Source organism: Pleurocapsa sp. PCC 7319 (assembly GCF_000332195.1).
Classification (GTDB): Bacteria; Cyanobacteriota; Cyanobacteriia; order Cyanobacteriales; family Xenococcaceae; genus Waterburya.
Genome location: NZ_KB235922.1, coordinates 4,026,224 through 4,047,066 on the forward strand (window position 1 = coordinate 4,026,224; position 20,843 = coordinate 4,047,066).

20 protein-coding genes and 1 tRNA gene are annotated in these 20,843 nt (G+C 38.0%); 8 read left to right on the forward strand and 13 right to left on the reverse strand.

The window, feature by feature from the left end; genetic code table 11:
- The first annotated feature begins 112 nt into the window (after positions 1-112).
- The 3 genes from PLEUR7319_RS0122305 to PLEUR7319_RS0122315 all read left to right on the forward strand — a co-directional run bounded on the left by PLEUR7319_RS0122305 (position 113) and on the right by PLEUR7319_RS0122315 (position 2,339).
- A complete protein-coding gene (locus PLEUR7319_RS0122305) occupies positions 113-793 on the forward strand; it encodes an FkbM family methyltransferase (protein WP_019507457.1) in 681 nt (226 codons plus the stop codon).
- 65 nt (positions 794-858) lie between these two features.
- Entirely contained in the window at positions 859-1,482 is a 624-nt protein-coding gene (locus PLEUR7319_RS0122310) for a sulfotransferase family protein (RefSeq protein WP_019507458.1), read from the forward strand.
- Between the two features lie 35 nt (positions 1,483-1,517).
- Positions 1,518-2,339 carry a sulfotransferase family 2 domain-containing protein gene (locus tag PLEUR7319_RS0122315; RefSeq protein WP_144054358.1) on the forward strand — a complete coding sequence of 274 codons (822 nt, stop codon included), beginning with the start codon at positions 1,518-1,520 and terminating at the stop codon, positions 2,337-2,339.
- Between the two features lie 50 nt (positions 2,340-2,389).
- Here PLEUR7319_RS0122315 and PLEUR7319_RS0122320 read toward each other — a convergent pair whose 3' ends face one another.
- The 5 genes from PLEUR7319_RS0122320 to PLEUR7319_RS0122340 all read right to left on the reverse strand — a co-directional run bounded on the left by PLEUR7319_RS0122320 (position 2,390) and on the right by PLEUR7319_RS0122340 (position 7,490).
- Positions 2,390-3,517 carry a DUF1972 domain-containing protein gene (locus tag PLEUR7319_RS0122320; RefSeq protein ID WP_019507460.1) on the reverse strand — a complete coding sequence of 376 codons (1,128 nt, stop codon included), beginning with the start codon at positions 3,515-3,517 and terminating at the stop codon, positions 2,390-2,392.
- An 851-nt stretch (positions 3,518-4,368) separates the two neighbouring features.
- Positions 4,369-5,568 (reverse strand): phosphoglycerate kinase, encoded by a 1,200-nt coding sequence (gene pgk / locus PLEUR7319_RS0122325; RefSeq protein WP_019507461.1) that lies wholly within the window; start codon positions 5,566-5,568, stop codon positions 4,369-4,371.
- 322 nt (positions 5,569-5,890) lie between these two features.
- Positions 5,891-6,193: a hypothetical protein gene (locus PLEUR7319_RS0122330; RefSeq protein WP_026102704.1), complete on the reverse strand. Its 303-nt coding sequence runs from the start codon at positions 6,191-6,193 to the stop codon at positions 5,891-5,893.
- Between the two features lie 125 nt (positions 6,194-6,318).
- A complete protein-coding gene (locus tag PLEUR7319_RS0122335) occupies positions 6,319-6,534 on the reverse strand; it encodes an NAD(P)H-quinone oxidoreductase subunit O (RefSeq protein WP_019507463.1) in 216 nt (71 codons plus the stop codon).
- A gap of 47 nt (positions 6,535-6,581) precedes the next feature.
- Positions 6,582-7,490, reverse strand: a complete 909-nt coding sequence (locus PLEUR7319_RS0122340; RefSeq protein WP_019507464.1) for an alpha/beta fold hydrolase — start codon at positions 7,488-7,490, stop codon at positions 6,582-6,584.
- Positions 7,491-7,741: 251 nt separating this feature from the next.
- Here PLEUR7319_RS0122340 and infC point away from each other — a divergent pair, with 251 nt between their 5' ends.
- Positions 7,742-8,278: a translation initiation factor IF-3 gene (gene infC / locus PLEUR7319_RS0122345; RefSeq protein ID WP_019507465.1), complete on the forward strand. Its 537-nt coding sequence runs from the start codon at positions 7,742-7,744 to the stop codon at positions 8,276-8,278.
- Positions 8,279-8,543: 265 nt separating this feature from the next.
- Here the strand turns inward: infC and PLEUR7319_RS0122350 are convergent, their stop codons facing one another.
- Complete coding sequence (locus tag PLEUR7319_RS0122350; RefSeq protein WP_026102705.1) at positions 8,544-8,744, reverse strand: hypothetical protein; 201 nt, start codon at positions 8,742-8,744, stop codon at positions 8,544-8,546.
- A 60-nt stretch (positions 8,745-8,804) separates the two neighbouring features.
- Positions 8,805-9,371 carry a peptide deformylase gene (gene def / locus PLEUR7319_RS0122355; RefSeq protein WP_019507467.1) on the reverse strand — a complete coding sequence of 189 codons (567 nt, stop codon included), beginning with the start codon at positions 9,369-9,371 and terminating at the stop codon, positions 8,805-8,807.
- A gap of 193 nt (positions 9,372-9,564) precedes the next feature.
- On the opposite strand from def, the gene PLEUR7319_RS0122360 reads away from it, so the two are divergent.
- A complete protein-coding gene (locus PLEUR7319_RS0122360) occupies positions 9,565-10,188 on the forward strand; it encodes an RraA family protein (RefSeq protein WP_019507468.1) in 624 nt (207 codons plus the stop codon).
- Between the two features lie 123 nt (positions 10,189-10,311).
- Here the strand turns inward: PLEUR7319_RS0122360 and PLEUR7319_RS0122365 are convergent, their stop codons facing one another.
- The gene (locus tag PLEUR7319_RS0122365) at positions 10,312-12,012 is read right to left on the reverse strand and encodes an iron uptake porin (protein WP_019507469.1); all 1,701 of its coding nucleotides are present in this window, start codon (positions 12,010-12,012) and stop codon (positions 10,312-10,314) included.
- Between the two features lie 231 nt (positions 12,013-12,243).
- On the opposite strand from PLEUR7319_RS0122365, the gene rlmD reads away from it, so the two are divergent.
- The 3 genes from rlmD to PLEUR7319_RS0122380 all read left to right on the forward strand — a co-directional run bounded on the left by rlmD (position 12,244) and on the right by PLEUR7319_RS0122380 (position 14,577).
- Positions 12,244-13,605, forward strand: a complete 1,362-nt coding sequence (rlmD, locus tag PLEUR7319_RS0122370; RefSeq protein WP_019507470.1) for a 23S rRNA (uracil(1939)-C(5))-methyltransferase RlmD — start codon at positions 12,244-12,246, stop codon at positions 13,603-13,605.
- A 344-nt stretch (positions 13,606-13,949) separates the two neighbouring features.
- Positions 13,950-14,426 (forward strand): ATP-binding protein, encoded by a 477-nt coding sequence (locus PLEUR7319_RS0122375; RefSeq protein WP_026102706.1) that lies wholly within the window; start codon positions 13,950-13,952, stop codon positions 14,424-14,426.
- Between the two features lie 79 nt (positions 14,427-14,505).
- Positions 14,506-14,577, forward strand: a tRNA-Cys gene (locus PLEUR7319_RS0122380).
- Between the two features lie 11 nt (positions 14,578-14,588).
- On the opposite strand, the gene PLEUR7319_RS0122385 is transcribed toward PLEUR7319_RS0122380, so the two are convergent.
- From PLEUR7319_RS0122385 to mrdA, 5 genes are all read right to left on the reverse strand, one after another.
- On the reverse strand, positions 14,589-15,341 hold the full coding sequence (locus PLEUR7319_RS0122385; RefSeq protein ID WP_019507472.1) for an amino acid ABC transporter ATP-binding protein: 753 nt from the start codon (positions 15,339-15,341) through the stop codon (positions 14,589-14,591).
- Positions 15,338-16,555, reverse strand: coding sequence for an amino acid ABC transporter permease (locus tag PLEUR7319_RS0122390; RefSeq protein ID WP_019507473.1), 1,218 nt, complete (start codon positions 16,553-16,555; stop codon positions 15,338-15,340). The genes PLEUR7319_RS0122385 and PLEUR7319_RS0122390 overlap by 4 nt, the downstream gene beginning before the upstream one ends.
- On the reverse strand, positions 16,552-17,712 hold the full coding sequence (locus tag PLEUR7319_RS0122395) for an amino acid ABC transporter permease (protein ID WP_019507474.1): 1,161 nt from the start codon (positions 17,710-17,712) through the stop codon (positions 16,552-16,554). Before PLEUR7319_RS0122395 ends, PLEUR7319_RS0122390 begins: the two co-directional genes overlap by 4 nt.
- Before the next feature lie 146 nt (positions 17,713-17,858).
- Positions 17,859-18,956, reverse strand: coding sequence for an amino acid ABC transporter substrate-binding protein (locus tag PLEUR7319_RS0122400; RefSeq protein WP_019507475.1), 1,098 nt, complete (start codon positions 18,954-18,956; stop codon positions 17,859-17,861).
- Between the two features lie 71 nt (positions 18,957-19,027).
- On the reverse strand, positions 19,028-20,812 hold the full coding sequence (gene mrdA, locus PLEUR7319_RS0122405; protein WP_019507476.1) for a penicillin-binding protein 2: 1,785 nt from the start codon (positions 20,810-20,812) through the stop codon (positions 19,028-19,030).
- Between the last annotated feature and the right edge of the window lie 31 nt (positions 20,813-20,843).

The window sequence follows — 20,843 nt, forward strand, 5'->3', positions numbered from 1 at the left end:
TCAAACCCAGGAACATTTTACAAATTAAATAAAAAATAATCAGTGATTTTTTGGGGAAACAGGCATTTATCTCCAACGATTCCGCTTAATTTAACAACAAAAAATAAGATCTATGAAAATCAAATCCTATTTTAATAAGATTACTCAACCTCAAGTTGTTCAAATCGAAGGTATAAAAGTCAAAATTCCTTCATTCACGTCTGATGTGATTCGTAAGGCAATATATGGGGGATTTTATGAATCAGATGAATTGCAACTGATAAAAAGTAAGCTGACTCAAGAAGATGTTGTCATGGAAATTGGTGGCGGTTTGGGATTGACCTCTGCTTATTGTGCTAAACAAATTGGTAATGACCGGGTTTTCACCTTTGAAGCCAACCCTGCACTAGAACCAGCCATTAAAGAGAATTATGCCCTTAATCTTGTCGAGCCACAATTAGAGATCTGTTTAGTTGGCGATCGCTCTGGTTTCAGAGACTTCTATGTGGGTAATAATTTTTGGTCAAGCTCAATTTACAATAAGGCCAAAGGAGCAAAACCAATAACAGTTCCTGTCATCAGCTTTAACGAAAAAGTCAGGCAGATCGATCCCACATTTTTGTTGCTTGATATTGAAGGTGGAGAATATGAGTTGGTTGAATATGCTGATTTTCACAATATTAGAAAGCTGATGATTGAGATCCATAGTTGTTTAACTCCCGAACAAATTCAATTTGTCAACAATAGACTCGCTCAGTCAGGTTTTCATTTGGTGGAAGCCGCAAGCTCTGAAGAATTTTACTTTGAGCGTTAAGAGGTTTGGCAGCAAGTTCAGTTGAGTTACGGGAAGCGATCAGATATTAGTTCAAAATTTTTATTATGTTTACTAGTCAGGAAAAAAGTGTGGCTAAAGTATTTGGCATTGGATTTCACAAAACAGGAACCAAATCATTGGGTAAGGCTCTTGAAATACTGGGATATCGAGTTTGTGGTTCATTTAGTATTCACAACCCTAATCTAGAAGAGCAAGTGCATCAAATAGCTGACACTTTAGTAGCAAAATATGATGCTTTTCAAGATAATCCTTGGCCCGTCTTATATCAAGAATTAGATCGAAAATATCCTGGCAGTAAATTCATTTTGATTATCAGACCAGTAGACAGTTGGATTAACAGTATAGTTAGTCATTTTGGCAGTCGAAATACTCATATGAGAGAGTGGATTTATGGAGTAGGACATCCCAAAGGAAACGAAAAAATATATATTGAAAGATATGAAAGGCACAATGCCGAAGTTATTGAATATTTTAAAGATAGACCGAACGATCTATTAGTACTTCAGCTTAATCAAGACAACTTATGGGAAAAAATTTGTCCTTTCCTGGAAAAGGAAATTCCTCATGTTGAATTCCCTCACGTTAATAAAAAACAGAATAAAAAGTTGGCAAGAGCTGTCAAAAATATCAAGAAAAATCTTCAAAGCTTCTCAGATATATCTCAATAATCATATTTCCCATAACAATTTTCTCTGAAAAGGAATTGAATAATAAGTTTAAAACTAGAGAAATGGATATTTCCTTAATTAAATGGAAAATAAAACAAAATCTTCGTAAATTATTAATACCAAATAAAACCAAAGTATTTTTTATTCATATTCCTAAGTCTGGAGGAACTTCTATTGATAAGGCGATCGCTAAACATTATCGTCATAGCTATAGCAGAATTGAAGACTCTCCCTCCCATCAAACAGCTAAAATGCTTTATGGCATTGATATAGAAAAAGGTGAATCAAGTAGACTTTTACAGCTCCGCGAGCAGCTAGTTATTTATGAAATGTTCAAAGAAATTCAATACATTTCAGGTCACGTATCTTATAATACTCAAACTTGGGAAAAGTTTCATCAGCAATATGTCTACATAACTTGTTTAAGACATCCTGTGAAAAGATACATATCCAATTATTTTTATAATGCTTTTAAAGAAAGCGACCATTTCAAAATTAAGGAAGATTTACCTACTTTTTTGACTACCCCAAGAGGTCAAGAAGGCGGCTTTGAATATATAAGATATTTTGGTGGCATATCAGATCGAGTTGATTATGACTATACAACCTCAGCAGCAATTAAACGTGCCAAAGATAATCTAGATAAACTAGCAATTATAGGTTTTTTAGAAAACTTAGAGGATTTTAGCTTAAAGTTTCGACATTACACAGGAACGAAATTAAAAATATCTCATAGACGAAAAAATCCTGTAAGTAATCCTGATATAGATCGGGAAACAATGAAGAAAATCAATAAAATCTGCGCTCCCGATTTAGAGCTTTTTGAATATGCAAAAAAGAAATTCGGACGCTGCTAGATAAAAGTATTTTCTCCAAAAAAATAGTAGTATTTAATCGAATTTGGCTATCATTTGTGATTAAGTCGATTCAAAAATAAATCTTCATAAGCTTTTAAATCTCGATCATCAGCAAACTCCTCATAGTATCTAGCAAAACTATTTTGTTTCATTGTTTCTATATTTGTTTCATCATCTAGGATTTGAGTGATTTTTTGCGAACAATCATTTTCATCTTGAAAATAGTAAGCATCTTTTCCAGCCACCCAAGAATTAAATGGATTTTTATGTGCAAGTATTGGGCTGCCTGCCGATAGAGCTTCTATCAGAGAAGGGTTTGTGCCGCCTACTTGATGTCCATGAATATAGAGCCTAGTATAATATCTTAAGGATTTAACCACTTCTTGATTATAAATAGCTCCAAAAAACATTACTTCATCACTGGCCGCTGCTAAAACCTGTTGATGATAGGCATTTTTATGTGGAAAATAATTCCCCAAGATTACTAATAGTAAGTTTCTCGGTCTTTGGGAAAAGGCAGATACAATTTCTAGAATCGAGTTTTCTGGTTCAGGTCTGGCGATCACTAATGCATATCTTCGAGGAACGAGACAGTATCTTTTGAGTAGTGTTTCATCCGCCTTAGTTACGACTTGGGCACTATAGGGTATGACGGAAATTGGCTTAGAAGTTTTGACTTCTTGTCGTAAGTATTTCTTAATTTGTGGGTGATCGGCGATTAAATGATCGCTCAACCAGACAGCACATCTCTCGTTAATGTATAGCCAAGCTTTCTCTAAGAAATTCCATTTTTTTCTCCACCATTCCATACCATCCATATTGGTCACATTGAGACGGTTTCTAAGCTTATAAAGTAGGGAAAAAATGGCAGTGTTATAACCAAGCGTCAGAACGATACCTTCTTGATTGACAGCATTAAAAGCCGCTTTGAAATCGAACAAGATAGACCAGAAAGAGCTATTTTTGGGAACTGGTATATGAACTAGATTGATTCCCTGCCAAAGACTGTAGTAAAATTTTCGACGGTAAAATTTTTCACCATTACTTTGACAGTAAACTGTAACATGCCATCCCTTCTTCACTAAGTACAGAGCCAAACGTTCAGCAAATGTTTCAAACCCACCATGATTTCCAGGGATACCACGAGTTCCAAGTATTAATAGTTTGTGCTTTTTCATTAAATAAATGAGCTAGATAAATATGATTTGAAAAATATGGAAATTTATAGTCATTCCCAAGAAAGAAAATATGATTATTTTTTCGCCAAGTAACTATTAATATCGAAAACTAAACCATGTATAGGAATCTACATAGATTAATGAGTACAAATAGACTGAAGTAAAAATTTACGCTCCCCAATCTATATTTCATCAAGTCTAATAAGAAAAAACTAGGCAAATTTCGGTTTACACGAGTAAATGGTGAATAAAATTAATTACGTTCTGAGAAAAAAAGTTGTTTCCCAGGAATTTTACTTTTGCCTATTTTAAAGTAACAATGAGATATCAAAGGATAACTGACCACACTCCACTAAGTAAGAAGCTCCTTATCCTCAACTTACCTTTCTTTATATCAGTAAAAAGTAACGAATCGGTTACTTAAATTACTTTTTGCTTATTTAATACCCGCTCAAGAAAGGTTACTTAAAGATCTTTTTGTATAGCGAAAGATTTTATTAAAATTGATTTTTATTACCTATAAATTGCATTTGTTTGGTATATAATCACGTTAATCAATACGATTATTTTTCTGCGTAAAATTGATGCAATATTTCAAAAAGCTTTTATAAACTCCACTAAGAGCTTGTAGTTACCTCTTTTTATGCCGAAATTAGTTTTTATTGGCAAAAATTTAGCGTGATTACCCAAAAAAACGCTAACGATTGAGTATTAACTTTCTAATGGCTATTTGCAGAACGTCTTGAAAAAATTGTTCTACTCTAATAATTTTCCTACTAAAAATGCCTGTAGACAGTTTAGAGTTAATCTACAGGCAAGATACATTTAAAACTATTATCTAGAGTTTTAAATTAAGCGTCATCGAGTGCAACGATACCAGGAAGAGTTTTTCCTTCAAGTAGTTCCAAACTCGCACCACCACCAGTAGAAATATGGCTCATTTTTTCAGCAACACCAACTTTTTCTACCGCAGCCACAGAATCACCACCACCAATAATGGTTACAGCATCAGATTTGCCGGCTAAGGTATGGGCGATCGCTTCTGTACCAGCAGCAAATTTATCAAATTCAAATACACCCATGGGACCATTCCAAATCACTGCATTACAGTCTGCAAGAGCATCTTGGAATACTTTGATAGAATCAGGACCAATATCTAATCCCATCCAGCCATCGGGAATGTTATCTATACTTACAGTCTGAGAATTAGCATCGGGGGCAAAGTTATCGGCTACTACTACGTCAGTAGGTAAAAGCAATTCAACTCCTTGCTCTTTGGCTTTCGCTTCTAGAGATTTAGCTAATTCTAGTTTGTCTTCTTCTACCAAAGACTTACCAACGCTTAAACCACGAGCTTTATAGAAAGTGAAGATCATTCCACCACCGATTAGTAGCTTGTCACACTTGTCTAGTAAAGTTTCAATTACGCCAATTTTACTAGAAACTTTTGAACCACCGATAATTGCCGCTAAAGGACGTTTGGGATTATCAACCGCATCTTGAAGATAGTCTAATTCTTTTTCAATTAAGTAGCCGGCAACACTTGGACTTAGATAATGAGTTACCCCTTCTGTGGAAGCGTGAGCGCGGTGAGCAGTCCCAAATGCTTCGTTAACGTATAAATCAGCATTAGCCGCTAATTGCTTAGCAAATTCAGGGTCGTTGCTAGTTTCTTCGCTGTGAAAACGAAGATTTTCCAAGAGTACAACTTGACCATTGCTCATACCATTAACAGTAGAAGCTACCGCATCGCCAACGCAGTCGTCACACTTAGTCACATCTTGTCCTAACAATTCAGAAAGTCTTTTAGCAACAGGAGTCAGACGTAATTCTTCTTTTACTGCTCCTTTGGGACGACCCATGTGGCTACATAAAATAACCTTTCCACCTTTGCCAACCAAATCTTTAATTGTTGGTAAAGCAGCTTTGATGCGAGTATCGTCTGTAATATTGCCACTATCATCTAGTGGAACGTTAAAATCGGCTCTTACTAAAACTTTTTTTCCAGAGACATCGGCTTCTGTTAAGCTCGCTACAGTCTTCTTCGCCACTGCTACTTTCCTCCTAGTTGCTTGTTAAATAGATTAAATAAATTACCCAAGTCTAAAGATAAATTTAAATTTTGGGACTAGGATTAATCTACCAGAGGAAGTTGCACTAAGGAAAGCACTTGAAGCAGTAGTTAGCTTGTAATTGTTTGCTTCGATCTCTGCAGCATCTGTCTTACTTAGAAATCCGAACCTCATCTAGCTAAAAACTTTTTTGGAAAGAGTTTACAGACTATTATCTGTTACAAAATGTTTTGGTTATCTATTTATGTGGAGCCATGTTCCTTGTTAAAGAAATCCCATTCACCTGCGGAATTTGAAATACTTAATCTTCCACAATTGGGACAGACAAAGGTTGATCTAAAAGATGAATCACATTGATTTCGGCATCAAGAAAGTCTTCAATAACTTCGGTAATAGAGAAATTTCGCGGATAATCAGAGCCTAAATACTTTGTAACCCAGTCATTCTTACTTTCTTGAGTTGTTTCAACTAGTTTGCTTAGACCATAAGCTTGTCTCACGACAAGCTGATTTAGAGTTCTCAAAGAAATCAGCACACCATTTGTCTCAGGAGCTTCCTCCGATTCCCTCGTGATAAATCCGCAAATACAGGTAAACGTAGACATACGATTCGGATGTACTTCATAAAACAGGTTTCTTATGATTATTTATCTGAAAGAACATTTAGATTCTTTCAGATACTCTAAAATAAGATGATTAAAATACATTCAATTTTAAGAGAGCTGGATTTTTACTTAATGACTTCCAATTGATCTAAGCGCAGCCAAACATTAGGAGTCGGAACATAAAATTGAACTAAAGCATATTCGTCATTCAAGTCGACAATTTCGCCTTTGCTATTAAATAAATAATCAGGAAGACGTACATCACTAGCTTTGGCTTCCAAACTGCCCTCTAGTTTCTCTTTGATTACACGTATTAATGTTCCTTTTTTGATCTTTGCCATGTTTAATTATTATTGTTTTAGTAGTTATTTAGATTGACTAAGTTAGATTATATAGATTTAAGCCAATCTAACAATAGCAAATTAAACTTATCTGGATATTCGTCATGAGGACAATGTCCTGCATTATCCCATTCTACTAGCTTTAAATTAGGATTAAGAGCCGCGATCGCCCGGGCTTGCTTGGGAGGAATCATTTTATCTTGCATCCCCCAAATTAGGAGTATAGGGATTACTATCTGAGGTAATAAATCTCTAACAGACTTAGCAAAAGTGGCTTGTCTAACGCTACGGGATAAACGAACTAGAGTTTGTTCGGCTCCATCATCATAAGCAGGGCTTGACAAGATATCCACTAACTCTTCAGTTACAGCCGATTTGTTAGGATAAGCCACTCCTGCCCAACGACGAATTATGTTCGGTTGTCTAACAATTTTGAGAATATTTTTAATCAACAAAGGAGAGGCAACTAAATTCTCGATCGCCGTCACCACAGGGCGAACTGGAGGAGGGAGCATATCTTCCCGCACCGATACGTCTGGCAGACTCAGCATTACTAAACCTTTAACCATCTCTGGATAGGTAGCACTAGCAGTCAAACAAACTAGTGAACCAATTGAATTGCCCACCAGGATTACTGGGGTTCCGATAAAAGTTTGCCAAAAGTCATGTACTTGTTCTGTCCATAAAGCTGTACTATATTCAACATCTGCTTTTCTGGAGGCTCCAAAACCTAGTAAATCAATAGCATAGACGGTGTGAGATTGAGCAATTACAGGCAGGTTATTACGCCAGTGTTCAATACTAGCACCGAAGCCATGAATAAATATTAAGGGAGGTTGCTTGCTTTCAGCACCATTTTTCTTCGCCCTCAAATATGTGTAACGAGTTTGCCATCCTCGCCAAACCCAGTCTCTTTGGTTCCCAATACGCTCCTGCCAAGATTGATTTATAGTCAAATTTTTACTTTAAAAATATTTACAAATTCTCGTCTTATTACTTTAACTATAGCTATTGTTATATTGATACTTTGATAAAAAATAAGTTAAATTAAAAGATAAAGTTAACTTATTGTTTTATTAATAGAAAAATCGGTAAAATAACAAATGATAATAATAAATGTAAAATAGTAAGTGATAACAAATATTTATCACTGTAATTTTAGTTCACGATATCAAACTATTACAAAAGGAAAGAAAAAAATACGCCTGTGAGAGATAGAAGACGCAGTAACAGTAGTCGCGATCTAACCAAAACTAACGAAAGAATTCGTTTCCCCAATATTCGTGTTATTGACTCTGAAGGTGAGCAATTAGGTATTATTACTCCGAAAGAGGCTCTGGCCATAGCGCAAGAAAAAGGCTTAGATTTGGTCTTGGTCAGCGAATCCGCAGATCCCCCGGTCTGTAAAATTATGGACTATGGGAAATATAAATACGAGCAAGATAAAAAACAAAAGGAAGCGAAGAAAAAACAGCATAACGCTGATGTTAAAGAAGTGAAGATGCGCTATAAAATCGAAGAGCATGATTATAATGTGCGCGTCAAAAATGCTCAACGTTTTCTTAAATCTGGAGATAAAGTCAAAGCTACTATTAGCTTCCGAGGAAGGGAAATTCAGCACTCCAGGTTGGCTGAAGACCTACTACGTCGTATGGCTAAAGATCTAGAAGATTATGCCGAAGTACAGCAATCACCAAAGCGGGAAGGACGCAATATGATGATGATGCTTTCGCCTAAAAAATAATTTGATTATTGGTGAAACTAAGTCATAAGTTTTTGTTGGCTAACATTAATTTTAGCTATTAGCTATCAGCTTTTTTAGTTATTAATTAGCTGTATATTAATGTTAGATTACTATATCTTTCACTTATGAGGTTCAGCTACTAATTAAATGTCATAATTAGCATTTTTTGGTAGAGTTTATTTTAAAAAGCACAGAAAAGACAAAATTGTCCTTCTCTGTGCTTCTTAATTATTCAATTATTAATTTAAAAAGTTTTAAATTCTATTTATTGATTTTGGTTGGCTTTAGTATCTTGTACCGCTACCCAAAACAAAATTCCTGTGAGAGGAATACTCGCAGCCAAAATTAGACTTGTAACCATACTGCCCAATTCAGGATTACCTGAGGATAGTTCAAAAACCGAGCCGACTCCCGCGATCGCCGTAATACAACACAAAACTAAACATACACCACTCTTAGGTGTCATTGAAATCATTATTAGTTACTCTCCTCTTAAAATTATTGATTGGGTTAGCGGTTCTTAAATTTACTTGTTAATTGGTTTAACTGCACTAACAGCAAAACCTCTCTTTTTTAACTCTTCATTAAGAGCGATATTATTATCAACTCGATCTACAAACATGACACCATTTAGGTGATCCATTTCATGTTGAATAGCACGGGATAATAAACCAGTAGCTTTTAGTTTACTAGGTTTGCCCTGCTCATTTCTATAGGAGACTTCAATTTCTTCAGGACGAGTTACATCTAAATAAACTCCTGGGATGCTTAAGCATCCTTCTTCCCCTTTACAGAATGTACTACTAGACTTAACGATTTTGGGATTTATTAACACAAGAGGAGGCTGATCTGGTTGATCCAAAGCAATATCAATCACAATCAATTGCTTATTAATTCCTACTTGGGGAGCTGCCAAACCAATGCCATCAGCACTGTACATCGTTTGCAACATTTCCCTGACAATTTTGCGAATGTTATCATCCACTTTGGCAACGCGTTTAGCTGGTTGGCGTAGTACGCGATCGCCTAAATAATGTATATCTAAAGGTGGTTGTTCTAACTTTTTTTTCTCTACTGCAACAACAGTGGTCATATATCTGATAGCACTATCTCAAAGTTTTTCCTTATTTTATTTTATCGTTAATTAAAGATTTCATTAGGTATCCCTTAGGCTTTGAACCAATGGAATACTAAAGTTTAACAATTAAAAAATAAGCTGAGTAAACATTTTTAAGTAAGAATTCAGAAATTATTTTACTTGTAATTTAACTAACCATAGCAAATTTATGAAAGATTGTTTAAAGTTCCAAGATTTATCACCTACTACTTATGCTGATGCTTTAGATCGTCAACAGTTTATGGATATTGGCATTAAGGCTTTATGGGCTCCAATACCAAGGATTGCCGGAAAAGCCTATACAGTTAAGTGTCACCCCGGAGACAACTTAATGCTTCATGCCGCCATTTATCGAGCTGAACCAGGTTCTATTATCGTGGTTGAAGCCGGCTCGATTGACTATGCAGTCTCAGGAGGTAACGTATGTGCGATCGCTCAAAAACAGGGAATTACCGGTTTCATTGTTGATGGGGTAATTCGCGATCTGGCTGAAGTGCGAGAGGCTAAGTTTCCCGTCTTTGCCAGAGGAGTAATGCCTAAACCTGGGGTCAAAAAAACTTTGGGTTCACTAAATGAAACAATAAACTGTGGTGGAGTAGCCGTAAAACCCAAAGATATAATCGTGGCAGATGAAGAAGGAATTGCCGTTATTCCCGCTGCCGAACAAGATCGGGTATATGAGATTGCCCAAGCAAGAGCGATCAAAGATTCAGAACAAACTCTTGACCAATGGCAAACACAACACCAAGCCAAAATTGAGCAAATTCTTCAGGCACGGGGTTTTGTAGATTGAGACTAGTGGTATGTCAATTTAAAATTAATGGGTTGAGATGAGCAGAGGGAACAGAAAAAGCAAATGTTGAGATAGATAAGCTCTGTAAGGGCGATTCGCCCTTACGAAAACTATCTAAATAGATTAAAATTCAAAAACTGTCCGAACTGAGGCAACCCAAATAGTATCATTGTCACTATCATTTTCAGGATTAAGAACTACGAAAAAGCCAGGATCGACCGAGATATTATCGTTGACTTGATAGCGATACAGGGCTTCGATGTGCCATGCACTATCTTCATCTTCTTCACCACCATCGTTACTAGTTACTTTTGGTGGTTGTCCGAAGATAATACCACCCAAGTTACCTTCGGCAAGCAAGTCGGGAAAAGCTAAAGTAACCGCCCAGTTAAATATATTGGCATTATCGCCACTATTTACCTCAATCTCTTCATTTTCTCCATCTGTCTCGGCATAAGCCAAGCTAAAACCGCCCCAAGCTGAGATATTAATCCGGTCACTCAATTGATAACTACCTTGTAAACCAAAATGATCGGCAGAAGTGGGAATTTCTTCTCCAAAGGGGGCATTAGCATTTTCACTTCCTGCTTCCCCAGATACTGCCTGTTCATCTGGTGCATAATACGCCCGTGAATAAGTCAAACCTAACCCCAAATTTTCTGTAGGTTCTATTCCTATTTGGGCGATCGCTGAATAAGTACCATTAAATAAACCAGCTCCTTCAAAGGGTTCATTGCCACGAGGGGCGAGATAACCTACAGATAAAGCAATCGCATCGTTCAAATCGTAGTTAACTGTTGCCCCTGTACCTTCAGAACCTTGATAGTAAATTGGGTTAAAGCGTCCGAAGAAAGAAACTGCCCCAGATATTTCTTCGGAAAAATATTCATTGTAATTAGTAAAGTTTTCGCTGAACTCTCCTCCAACGGCATCAATGACAAAAGATAATTTGCCCTCTGCTGCACCTTCAAACTCTTCTTCTTCCTCTTCTAATTCTTCTTCTCCGTCTAAGCCTTCAAACTCTTCTGCTTCGTCTTCCGAACCTCCTTGTGCTCCTAAGGCAAAAGTATAATACGCTTTGTCGATCTCCACTGAACCATCGGTACCTTCATCAAAGGCTAGACGAGTCATGTTGGTTCCAGTAACATTAGGATCATCCTCTTCCTCTCCCGAACCAAAGGGAGTAGTATTAAGTGCGCTTAAACTGACTTGTAACAAGTCAGAGCCAGTAAAACTAGTATTGAAATTTAAGAGCGCGCGATAGTCAAAGACGGGTACATTATCTATCTCACCACTACCATCAGCTCTTTCATCACCAAAAACGCTGCTGAGAGCAAAACTTACTTCTCCTGCTAGCTTAGTTGTTGTAGAAAATTGATGATCTTCTAAAAAAGCGGTACGACTTTCCAAGTTATCGACTCTACCGCCAATAGTCGCTAGTTCCGCTTCAAATTCTTGTGTTAACCGATTAATTTTATCTAAATCTTCTTGACTAACTGTTTCAGAAGATGTAATCAATCGTTCAATTTGATTGAGGCAAGAGTTTAAACCCGCAGCAAATTCATAACGAGTCAAAGCCTGACTACCACGATAAGTTTGATTCGGAAAACCAGCAATGCAACCGTAGCGATCGACTAAGCTTCTTAATGCTTCGTAGGCCCAGTCTGTAGGAGCAACATCTTTTAATTGATTAACATTAGTAACTTGTTCTAATTCTCCGATATAAGGTTCAATTTCTTGGGCCCACACTTTACTTGTATGAGTTACGATACTCGCAAACAACATAGAAGTGAATAACCAAATTCCCCAAGATTTATAATTCATTTCCTAATTTTCATAATTCATCAGCAACTACCAATATCTCAGAAGATAGTTAATATCCCAGAAGATAGTCAAGTAGGCGATCCCGTATCTAAATTTTTCAGCAGTCACTGATTAATCTAGCTTTCATTCAGCGGTAATTGGCGACAATTCACAGCTAAGATTAAAGACATATCATATAAAGCATGATCTCACTCCGATCCACACCTAAATTTAGATACTTTGTCCTCATTAATGAATTACAAATTGCAGCAAGGTCAAATAATCGAACTAGAGATAACTGACCTCAATACCAGTGGGGAAGGAGTAGGAAGATATGAAGGTCAAGTTGTCTTTGTCCCCAATACTGTAACGGGCGATCGCCTAACTACTAAGATCGTGCATTCTAAGGCTAAATTTGCTCGCGGCATAGTTGAGCAATTAACTGCACCATCGCCACACAGAATTCGCCCTCAATGTATGGTGGCTGATAAATGTGGTGGTTGTCAGTGGCAGCATATTGAATCTGCCTACCAAAGGGAAGCAAAACGTCAGCAGGTAATTCAAGCTTTGCAACGGATCGGTGGATTTGCAGACATCCAAGTACAACCAATTTTACATACTTCAGATGTCCTTAATTATCGTAATAAGTCAACTTATCCTTTAGCCAGATCTATTTCGGGACAAGTTCAAGCTGGCTATTATCGCCAGGGTAGTCACAAACTAATTAATCTCAATCAATGTCCCGTGCAAGATGAGCGTCTACATCCTCTACTAAAAGAAGTTAAACAAGATATTCAAGAGCGAGGATGGTCAATCTACAATGAAAGCATTCACCAGGGCAAATTACGTCATCTTGCTCTCCGAATTGGTGTTAATACAGGAGAAATGTTACTGACTTTGGTGACAACTAGTCCCAAGTTAACCAGTATCGAAGCACAAGCCAAACTTTGGTTAGATAAATATCCTGGACTAGTAGGAGTCTGCTTAAATATTAACAGCGATCGCACTAACGCTATTTTAGGCAAAATCACCCATACTATTGCCGGTAGATCTTACTTACGAGAAATATTTGCTGGTGTAGAGTTGCATATTGCGGCGGATACTTTTTTTCAAATTAATACTAGTGCCGCAGAACTACTCTATCAGACGATCGTTGACCAATTGAATTTGACGGGAAACGAAACAATAATTGATGCTTATTGTGGTATCGGTACTTTTAGTTTGCCTTTAGCCAAAAAAGTACGTCGGGTGGTGGGAATTGAAATTAACTATGGTGCAATCCAACAAGCCGAAAAAAATGCAGTCTTAAATCAAATCAAAAATATTACCTTTCATACTGGGAAAGTCAAAAATTGTCTAGCTCAAATCAAGGTTAAACCAGATATATTCCTACTCGATCCCCCCCGAAAAGGCTGCGATCCTCAAGTAATTGACACTTTATTAAAGTTTCAATCACCATATATTGTCTACGTAAGTTGTAAACCTGCGACTCTTGCTAGAGATATCCAACTTTTATGTAAATCAGATATTTATCAACCTATCTATATTCAACCTGTTGACTTTTTTCCACAAACTACTCATGTTGAATGTTTTGTCATTTTAAAAAAGCAATAAATAACCATAGTTTCTCTGTTTAATTTATAAAATTTAGTATAATTATTAATATACATACGACATGTACAATTTTACTGCAGCCTTGAAGGGGAACACTATGGTTTTGACTGTTGAATTGCCTAATCAACCAACAGAGTTATTTCAAGAATGAGATTGTTGAAATAAAGCATTTTAGCTACTTAAAAACACGTAAATCTATCAGATTTTAAAGCTTTGTTTGGGCTATAACTTTAGCTTAAATTAGCTTTAATGTCTAACAAGCAGTTAACATTAATTCTGAAGCTGATCGAGTTTCAAAGTCTAAACCCCATAAGTCTTGGAATTTAACCTAGAGGTATAAATTAGTGATTGCCATCCCTATTCCTTGGAGTAGAAGTAACTGGAGTACTATGAGCTTTACTTCAACACTTTATCTCTGCCCTGTTCTTGATTTGCTGCTAGTAAATGTATCTCCAGAATGGCGACCGGAAATAAGATTAGGCTTACAAGAAGCTTTAGTCAATGCTGCTAAACATGGTAACAAGCTTGACCCTACTAAAACCATTGTTGTCCGATTTACAGTCACGACCAAAGAATATTGTTGGGTAATCGTGGATCAAGGTAAGGGCTTTGGAGCAGAGCATTGTTATATTCCTAGTCACCAGCATTTAGTTAAACAGCATTTAGTTAAACAATTACCTAAAGATGAAGCCGAAAATGGCAGAGGTTTTTCGATCTTGCATGAGGTTTTTGATTATGTGCATTGGAATCGAGAAGGAACACAATTAACCTTATCTAAAGCAATCGTTTCTAAAAAGGAAAAACAGCCTTCTATCTGCTAATCTGATTTAGTCTCAGATACTTCGGATCATTCGTGAGCAGAATTTGATATACTGTTATGACATTACACGGGTAACGTGTGGCGACATAGCCAAGTGGTAAGGCCGTGGATTGCAAATCCATTATCCCCCAGTTCGAATCTGGGTGTCGCCTTGTTTTTAATATCAAATAATTTGCGAGAGAAATTGGCGAGTTCGCTCTTGTTTGGGATTATTGAAAAATTCTTCTGGCGGAGCTGTTTCTACGATTGTCCCGTTATCCATGAATACCATCCGATCTGCTACCTCCCGGGCAAAACCAACTTCATGAGATACACAAACCATTGTCATCCCAGAATCAGCTAGGGTTTGCATCGTTTCCAATACTTCTCTTACCATCTCTGGATCGAGAGCGGAGGTGGGTTCGTCGAAGAGCATAATTTTTGGTTGCATTGCTAAAGCACGGGCGATCGCCACTCTTTGTTGCTGACCACCTGAGAGTTGACCAGGATACTTGTAAGCCTGTTCCGCAATTCCGATCTTTTCTAATAGTTCCATGGCTACTTTTTGGGCGTGTTTTTTCGTCCAGCGTCTCACCCAAATAGGAGCTAAAGTAACATTTTCAATCACTCTTAAGTGAGGAAAGAGATTAAACTGCTGAAAAACCATTCCTACTTCCCGGCGTATAGCTTCTATATTTTTGAGATCATCAGAAAGTTTGATGCCATCAATTTCGATACTTCCTTTTTGATAAGGTTCTAGGGCATTAAAAGTACGAATAAAGGTAGATTTCCCTGACCCAGAAGGTCCCATAATTACAACTACTTCCTGTTTGTTAACTGTCAGACTAACTCCTTGCAGAACATGAAAGTTATTGTCGTACCACTTGTGTACGTCCTGAGCAATAATAATTGCTTCAGATGATTCTGAGTTAATCATATTTTTAGTTGCTCGCTTTCCAACTTTCTACTTGCTAGAGACATAGAATAACAACAAATCCAGTAAATTAAGCCAATAAATAAATATGTTTCGGCTGAACGACCTGTATATTTAGGGTTAGCTAAAATTGATTGCGATATTCCCAACAAATCTACCAAACTTACAATTGCCAGCAAAGATGTATCTTTGAACAAACTAATAAACTGACCAACAATGGTAGGAATTACTGCTCTGATAGCTTGAGGAAGAACAATTAAGGTAACTACTAAAGGGGAACTTAATCCCAAGGCTTGAGCTGCTTCAGTCTGACCACTAGGTACTGACTGTAAACCACCCCGTACGTTTTCTGCTACGTAAGCAGCAGTAAATATGGTATACCCAGCAATAGCTCGGATAACTTGATCCAATAAGACATCGCTTGGCAGCACTAAAGGTAGCATTATCTGAGCCATAAACAGAATTCCAATCAGAGGCACACCACGGATCAGTTCAATATAGGCAGTTGCCAGCCAATGGATTGCTGGTAATTCGCTTTGTCGCCCTAATGCTAACAGAACGCCAAAGGGAAAAGAGAGGAAAATGCTAACTACTGCCACCAGAAGAGTGAGAATTAAACCACTAAGATTAGCTAGCCTGACTGGTTCGAGAAACCAACCTCCTATTAGAAGCCATAGAACTACAAAAAAACTCAGTACCCACATCGATACTAACCAAGTCTTCAAAAAAGGCAGGCTTTTTGCCAATTTCTTGACCAGAGAGGCAGTTAGAATCAAAAGCACCAGCATTCCCAAGAGTAAGCTACTCGAATATCCTCCGACCAATGGGGCGATCGCCACGCAGATAGTAGCCAAAATAGTCAGAATAATTAAATTGCTTCGGTTGAATAGAGTCGAAGATTCAGACAAGATACCCCAAGAAAAACCTGCTAAACCAACAATTATTCCTAGTACAGTCCAAGGACGCCACAGTAATGCCTCTGGATAGTAACCAACTAAAAAGATCCGTAGATTTGCCGTCAGCACTGTCCATTTTGCCTGATTAAATGCCCAGCCAATCAATGACGTTGCAACCCAGTAAATAAATAATAGACAAATAATAGTCAGAATAGAGTTATACCAGGTGCTAAATAAATTTTTTTTCACCCAAGTTCCAGGACTAACTTGACTAGCTGGAGGAAGAGATGGTTCTTGTGACTTAGAATTAGTGGTCGTCATCTTTCTGGCAATTGAACTCTGGCATTAAACCAGTTCATTAATAGAGAAATAATCAAATTAATAATTAAATAAACAACTATGACAATTAACAACATTTCCACAGAACGACCAGTGTTGTTAAAAATGGTATTGGCGATTGAGTAAATATCACTATAGCCGATCGCGATCGCTAAACTAGAATTTTTGGCCAGGTTAAGATACTCGCTAGTTAGAGGCGGAATCATCACCCGCAATGCTTGAGGAAAGATAATCATCTGCATGACTAAACTAGACTTGAGTCCTAATGCTTTGGCTGCTTCCCACTGTCCTTGGCTGACTGACTGAATCCCTGCACGAACAACTTCAGCAATATAAGCCGCAGTATAGACTGTTAATCCAAGTAGCAAGGTGGCTAATTCTGGAGAAAAGCTTATTCCTCCTAAGATTACACTAGCCTCCCTATCTAATTGAGGCTGTCTCCAATCCAATCCCCAGACTAGAGCACAAGTAGCAGCGATCGCAATTCCGAGTAATACTACTTGCAGTATTCGTGCTGAAGAAGCTTGTTGTTCAATTGCCTCAATGCGCTTACGCCAGATAATAATACCTATAATCACGCTCAAACATAAAAAACCTAAAGCGAACCAAGTCGATCTTGTTCCCCCAGGCCAAGGAATATTGATCCCTCTATTACTCAAATAAATTGACCCTGGCAAAACCACTGAATTGCCAATCCGAGGCAGGTTGAGAAAGACAACCGAATACCAGAAGAATAGTTGCAGCAACAGAGGAGTATTCCGAAAAATTTCTACGTAAACTGCAGTTATCTGCCGTACCAGCCAATTATTAGATAATCTGCCTATTCCCACAGCTATACCGAGAAAAGTTGCTAGCACAATACCCACAACCATCACCCGCAGGGAGTTTAACAATCCAACTAAAATTGCTTTGATATAAGGATCGGTGCGACGGTAATCAATTAATTTATCGCCGATATCAAAAGAAGCTCTTCTGCTTAAGAAGTCAAACCCAAGGCTCAGATTCTTTTGCTGAAAATTATTGACCAGGTTATTCCCGAGCACTATTAGAATAGCGAGTACAAGTAAAACTACTATAATTTGGAGCCAAATGCGTAATACACGCTGATTGCGCCAGAGGGGAATTTTTGCTTCAGACATCAAGGTAAGGGTAGTCAATATAAGGAGATTCTCTCCAGCTATAGACTATAAGCTGTTAGACAACTAATGAGTAAACTTGAGAGCTTATAGCTTAAGGTTGATAGCTTAGAGCTTTTTGATAGCTAGAGAAAATTGACAGATTAAGATCATCTAAATGGAGGCGAGTATAGTAGACCTCCTTCAGTCCATAGTTGATTAGGTCCTCGATCTAGCTCAAATGGCACACCAATATTACGCTCGTAAATTTCACCGTAATTACCTACATGCTTAACTATTCTGGCAGTAAAGTCGTTGGGCAGTCCCATTGATTTTCCCAAATCTCCTTCTGCACCCAAAAATCGTTTGATGCTGGGGTCGGAACTACTCATAAAAGTTGCGATATTTTTAGAATCAATGCCGAATTCTTCAGCTTGAATTAAGGCATAGGTAATCCACTTAACCGCATCAAACCATTGAGAGTCGCCATTGACAACTAAAGGTCCTAATGGTTCTTTGGACATAACTACTTCTAAAACGGAATGTTGATCGGGATCTGGCAGAATAGCACGACGACCAACTAATTGTGTGCGATCGGCAGTAATTGCTTCGCAACGACCTTGTACATAGGAATTGTAGAGGGTATCTTCGTCGCCAAAGACTACAGGATTATATTTGATATTTCTCTTGCTCATCTGATCGGCCAAGTTTTGTTCTGTGGTGGTTCCTGACTTGACACAGATAGTTTTACCTTGAAGCTGTTCTAATTCTTCAATTCCACTATCTGATGGCACCATCATGCCCTGACCATCGTAAAAAATAGTAGGTGCAAATTCCATCCCTACTGAGGTATCGCGGCTAATTGTCCAAGTAGTGTTACGAGAGAGTAAATCAACTTCTCCTGTTTGTACGGCAGTAAACCGCTGTGCAGAACCAAGATTACGGTATTCAACCTGATTTGGGTCGTCAAATAAAGCGGCAGCAACCGCACGACAAAGATCGACGTCCAGCCCTAAATATTCACCTTTTTCATTAACGAAACTAAATCCTGGTAATTTTCCGCTGACACCACAGATTAGCTTTCCTCGTTTTTTGACCGTATCCAATCGGCTAGTTTTTGTTTGCTTCTTGCTGGTAGTAGTATCTGTAGATCCTGTGGTACCTGTGGTTTCGGATTGTTGACCTCCACAGGCACTTAAAGATATCAGCATTAAGATTGCTAGCAGTCCAGAACTCCACTTACGGATTAGGGAAACTTTGTCATACATATGCTTAATTAATATCTATAAAATATTTATTCTGTATTTGTATCTAAAGAAATATCTTTTTTGTATGAGCTTCATTTATTCTTAAAGTATGCTTCCATAACTTGCCTCGCTAAAGGTGCCGCCACCGATCCGCCACCGCCTCCAGAATGCTCGGCAAATGCCACCACCACAATCTCTGGTTTATCGAAGGGTGCATAAGCTCCAAACCAAGCATGAGCCTTTCCTGGAGGGGCTTCTGCTGTGCCACTTTTTCCTGCTCCTGGGGGTATATGAGGTGAATTTAGTTTGGTCCCAGTGCCACCATTGACTACAGCTCTTAATCCCTGTTTAATTGTCGTCAGTGTTGTGGGTTTGAGATTAAGACTAACTTTTTGGTTTTGTTTCTCCTGACTGATTGCTTGTGACAAATGGGGATGAACTCGATATCCATTATTGGCGATCGCACTAAACATCACGGCTACTTGTAAAGGAGTCGCCGTAGTAAATCCTTGTCCAATAGACATATTAACTGTATCTCCTACAGTCCAACCCCAGTTATTAAAATTGCGACGCTTCCAAGCATCATCAGCAATTAATCCTGAAGATTCTTGTTTTAGCTCGATGCCTGTTGGTCTGCCAAAACCAAATAGACGCGCCCATTTAATTAGAGTTTTGCCCCCAACACCTCGACCAATTTGACCATGAAAAGTATTACTACTCCAGGCTAAGGCGGATACATAGCCCATCGGTCCAAAACCACTTTTGTTCCATTCACCAAACCTCGTCCCACCCACATTTAAATAGGGATATGTGCCTAAAATTGTATTGGGAGGATACTTACCTGATTCCATGCCTGCGGCAACAGTGACAATTTTAAAAGTAGAAGCAGGAGGAAAACCACGCAAAGCCATATTTAAAAATGGATTTCCCTGGGACTGGAACTCCTGCCATATTTCATTGGTAATGGGAGAAGAAAAAATATTGGGGTCGAAGCTAGGATAACTGGCCATAGCTAACACAGCCCCATTATTAGGGTTCATAGCCACAATTGCACCTCTCCTTGTACCTAATGCTTTTTCCGCAGCTTGCTGAACATTGGCATCTATAGTTAAGGTAATATCTTGGCCAACTTGGGCGGGATTTTCTCCCAATAAACTAACAATACGTCCAGCACCATCAACTCCTAATTTTAATCCTCCCCATTCGCCTCGGAGTTCTTTTTCATAGGCATACTCAACCCCCATCTTGCCCATGACATCTCCCAAACGATAACCTTGAGACTTTTTCTGCGTTAGTTCTGTTTGGTTAAGTTCTCCTGTGTAGCCTATGATATGTGCTGCCAGTTTACCTTGGGGATATTCCCTTACTTTACCAACATCGATCTCTACCCATTTTAATTGGGAATGATATTCTTCAAGAGCTGTAATTTGAGTAGGGGTGAGATTACGGGCAATGGGAATTAAACTAGGATAATTGTACCCTGCTGCTTCTACCCGTTTCTGGAGATCTTCGGGGTCTATTTCTAGTATGTGGGCAATGATATGGCGGTTGGTTGACCAATTTTCTTGTTTTTGTGCCTTAGGCCACAAGTAAGCTGAATAAGATAGACGATTTGTGGCTAAAATTTTTCCTTTACGGTCAAGAATAATGCCCCTAATAGGGGGCTTGGGAACAATGCGAGTCCGATTTTTCTCAGCTTTTAGCTGATTAATTTCTCCCTGTTGTAATTGAAGATAGGCTAAACCCCACCCTATACCACCAAAGAAAATTAAACTAATTACCATGGCGATCGGAACCGCCTGGAGTTGTCTCCCAACAGTTCGATTTTCTAGATCTTGAGGTTTGGTTTTAAAAAAAATAGAACCAATAGAGGTCATAAAAATAACTACTTAATATTTAATATTTATT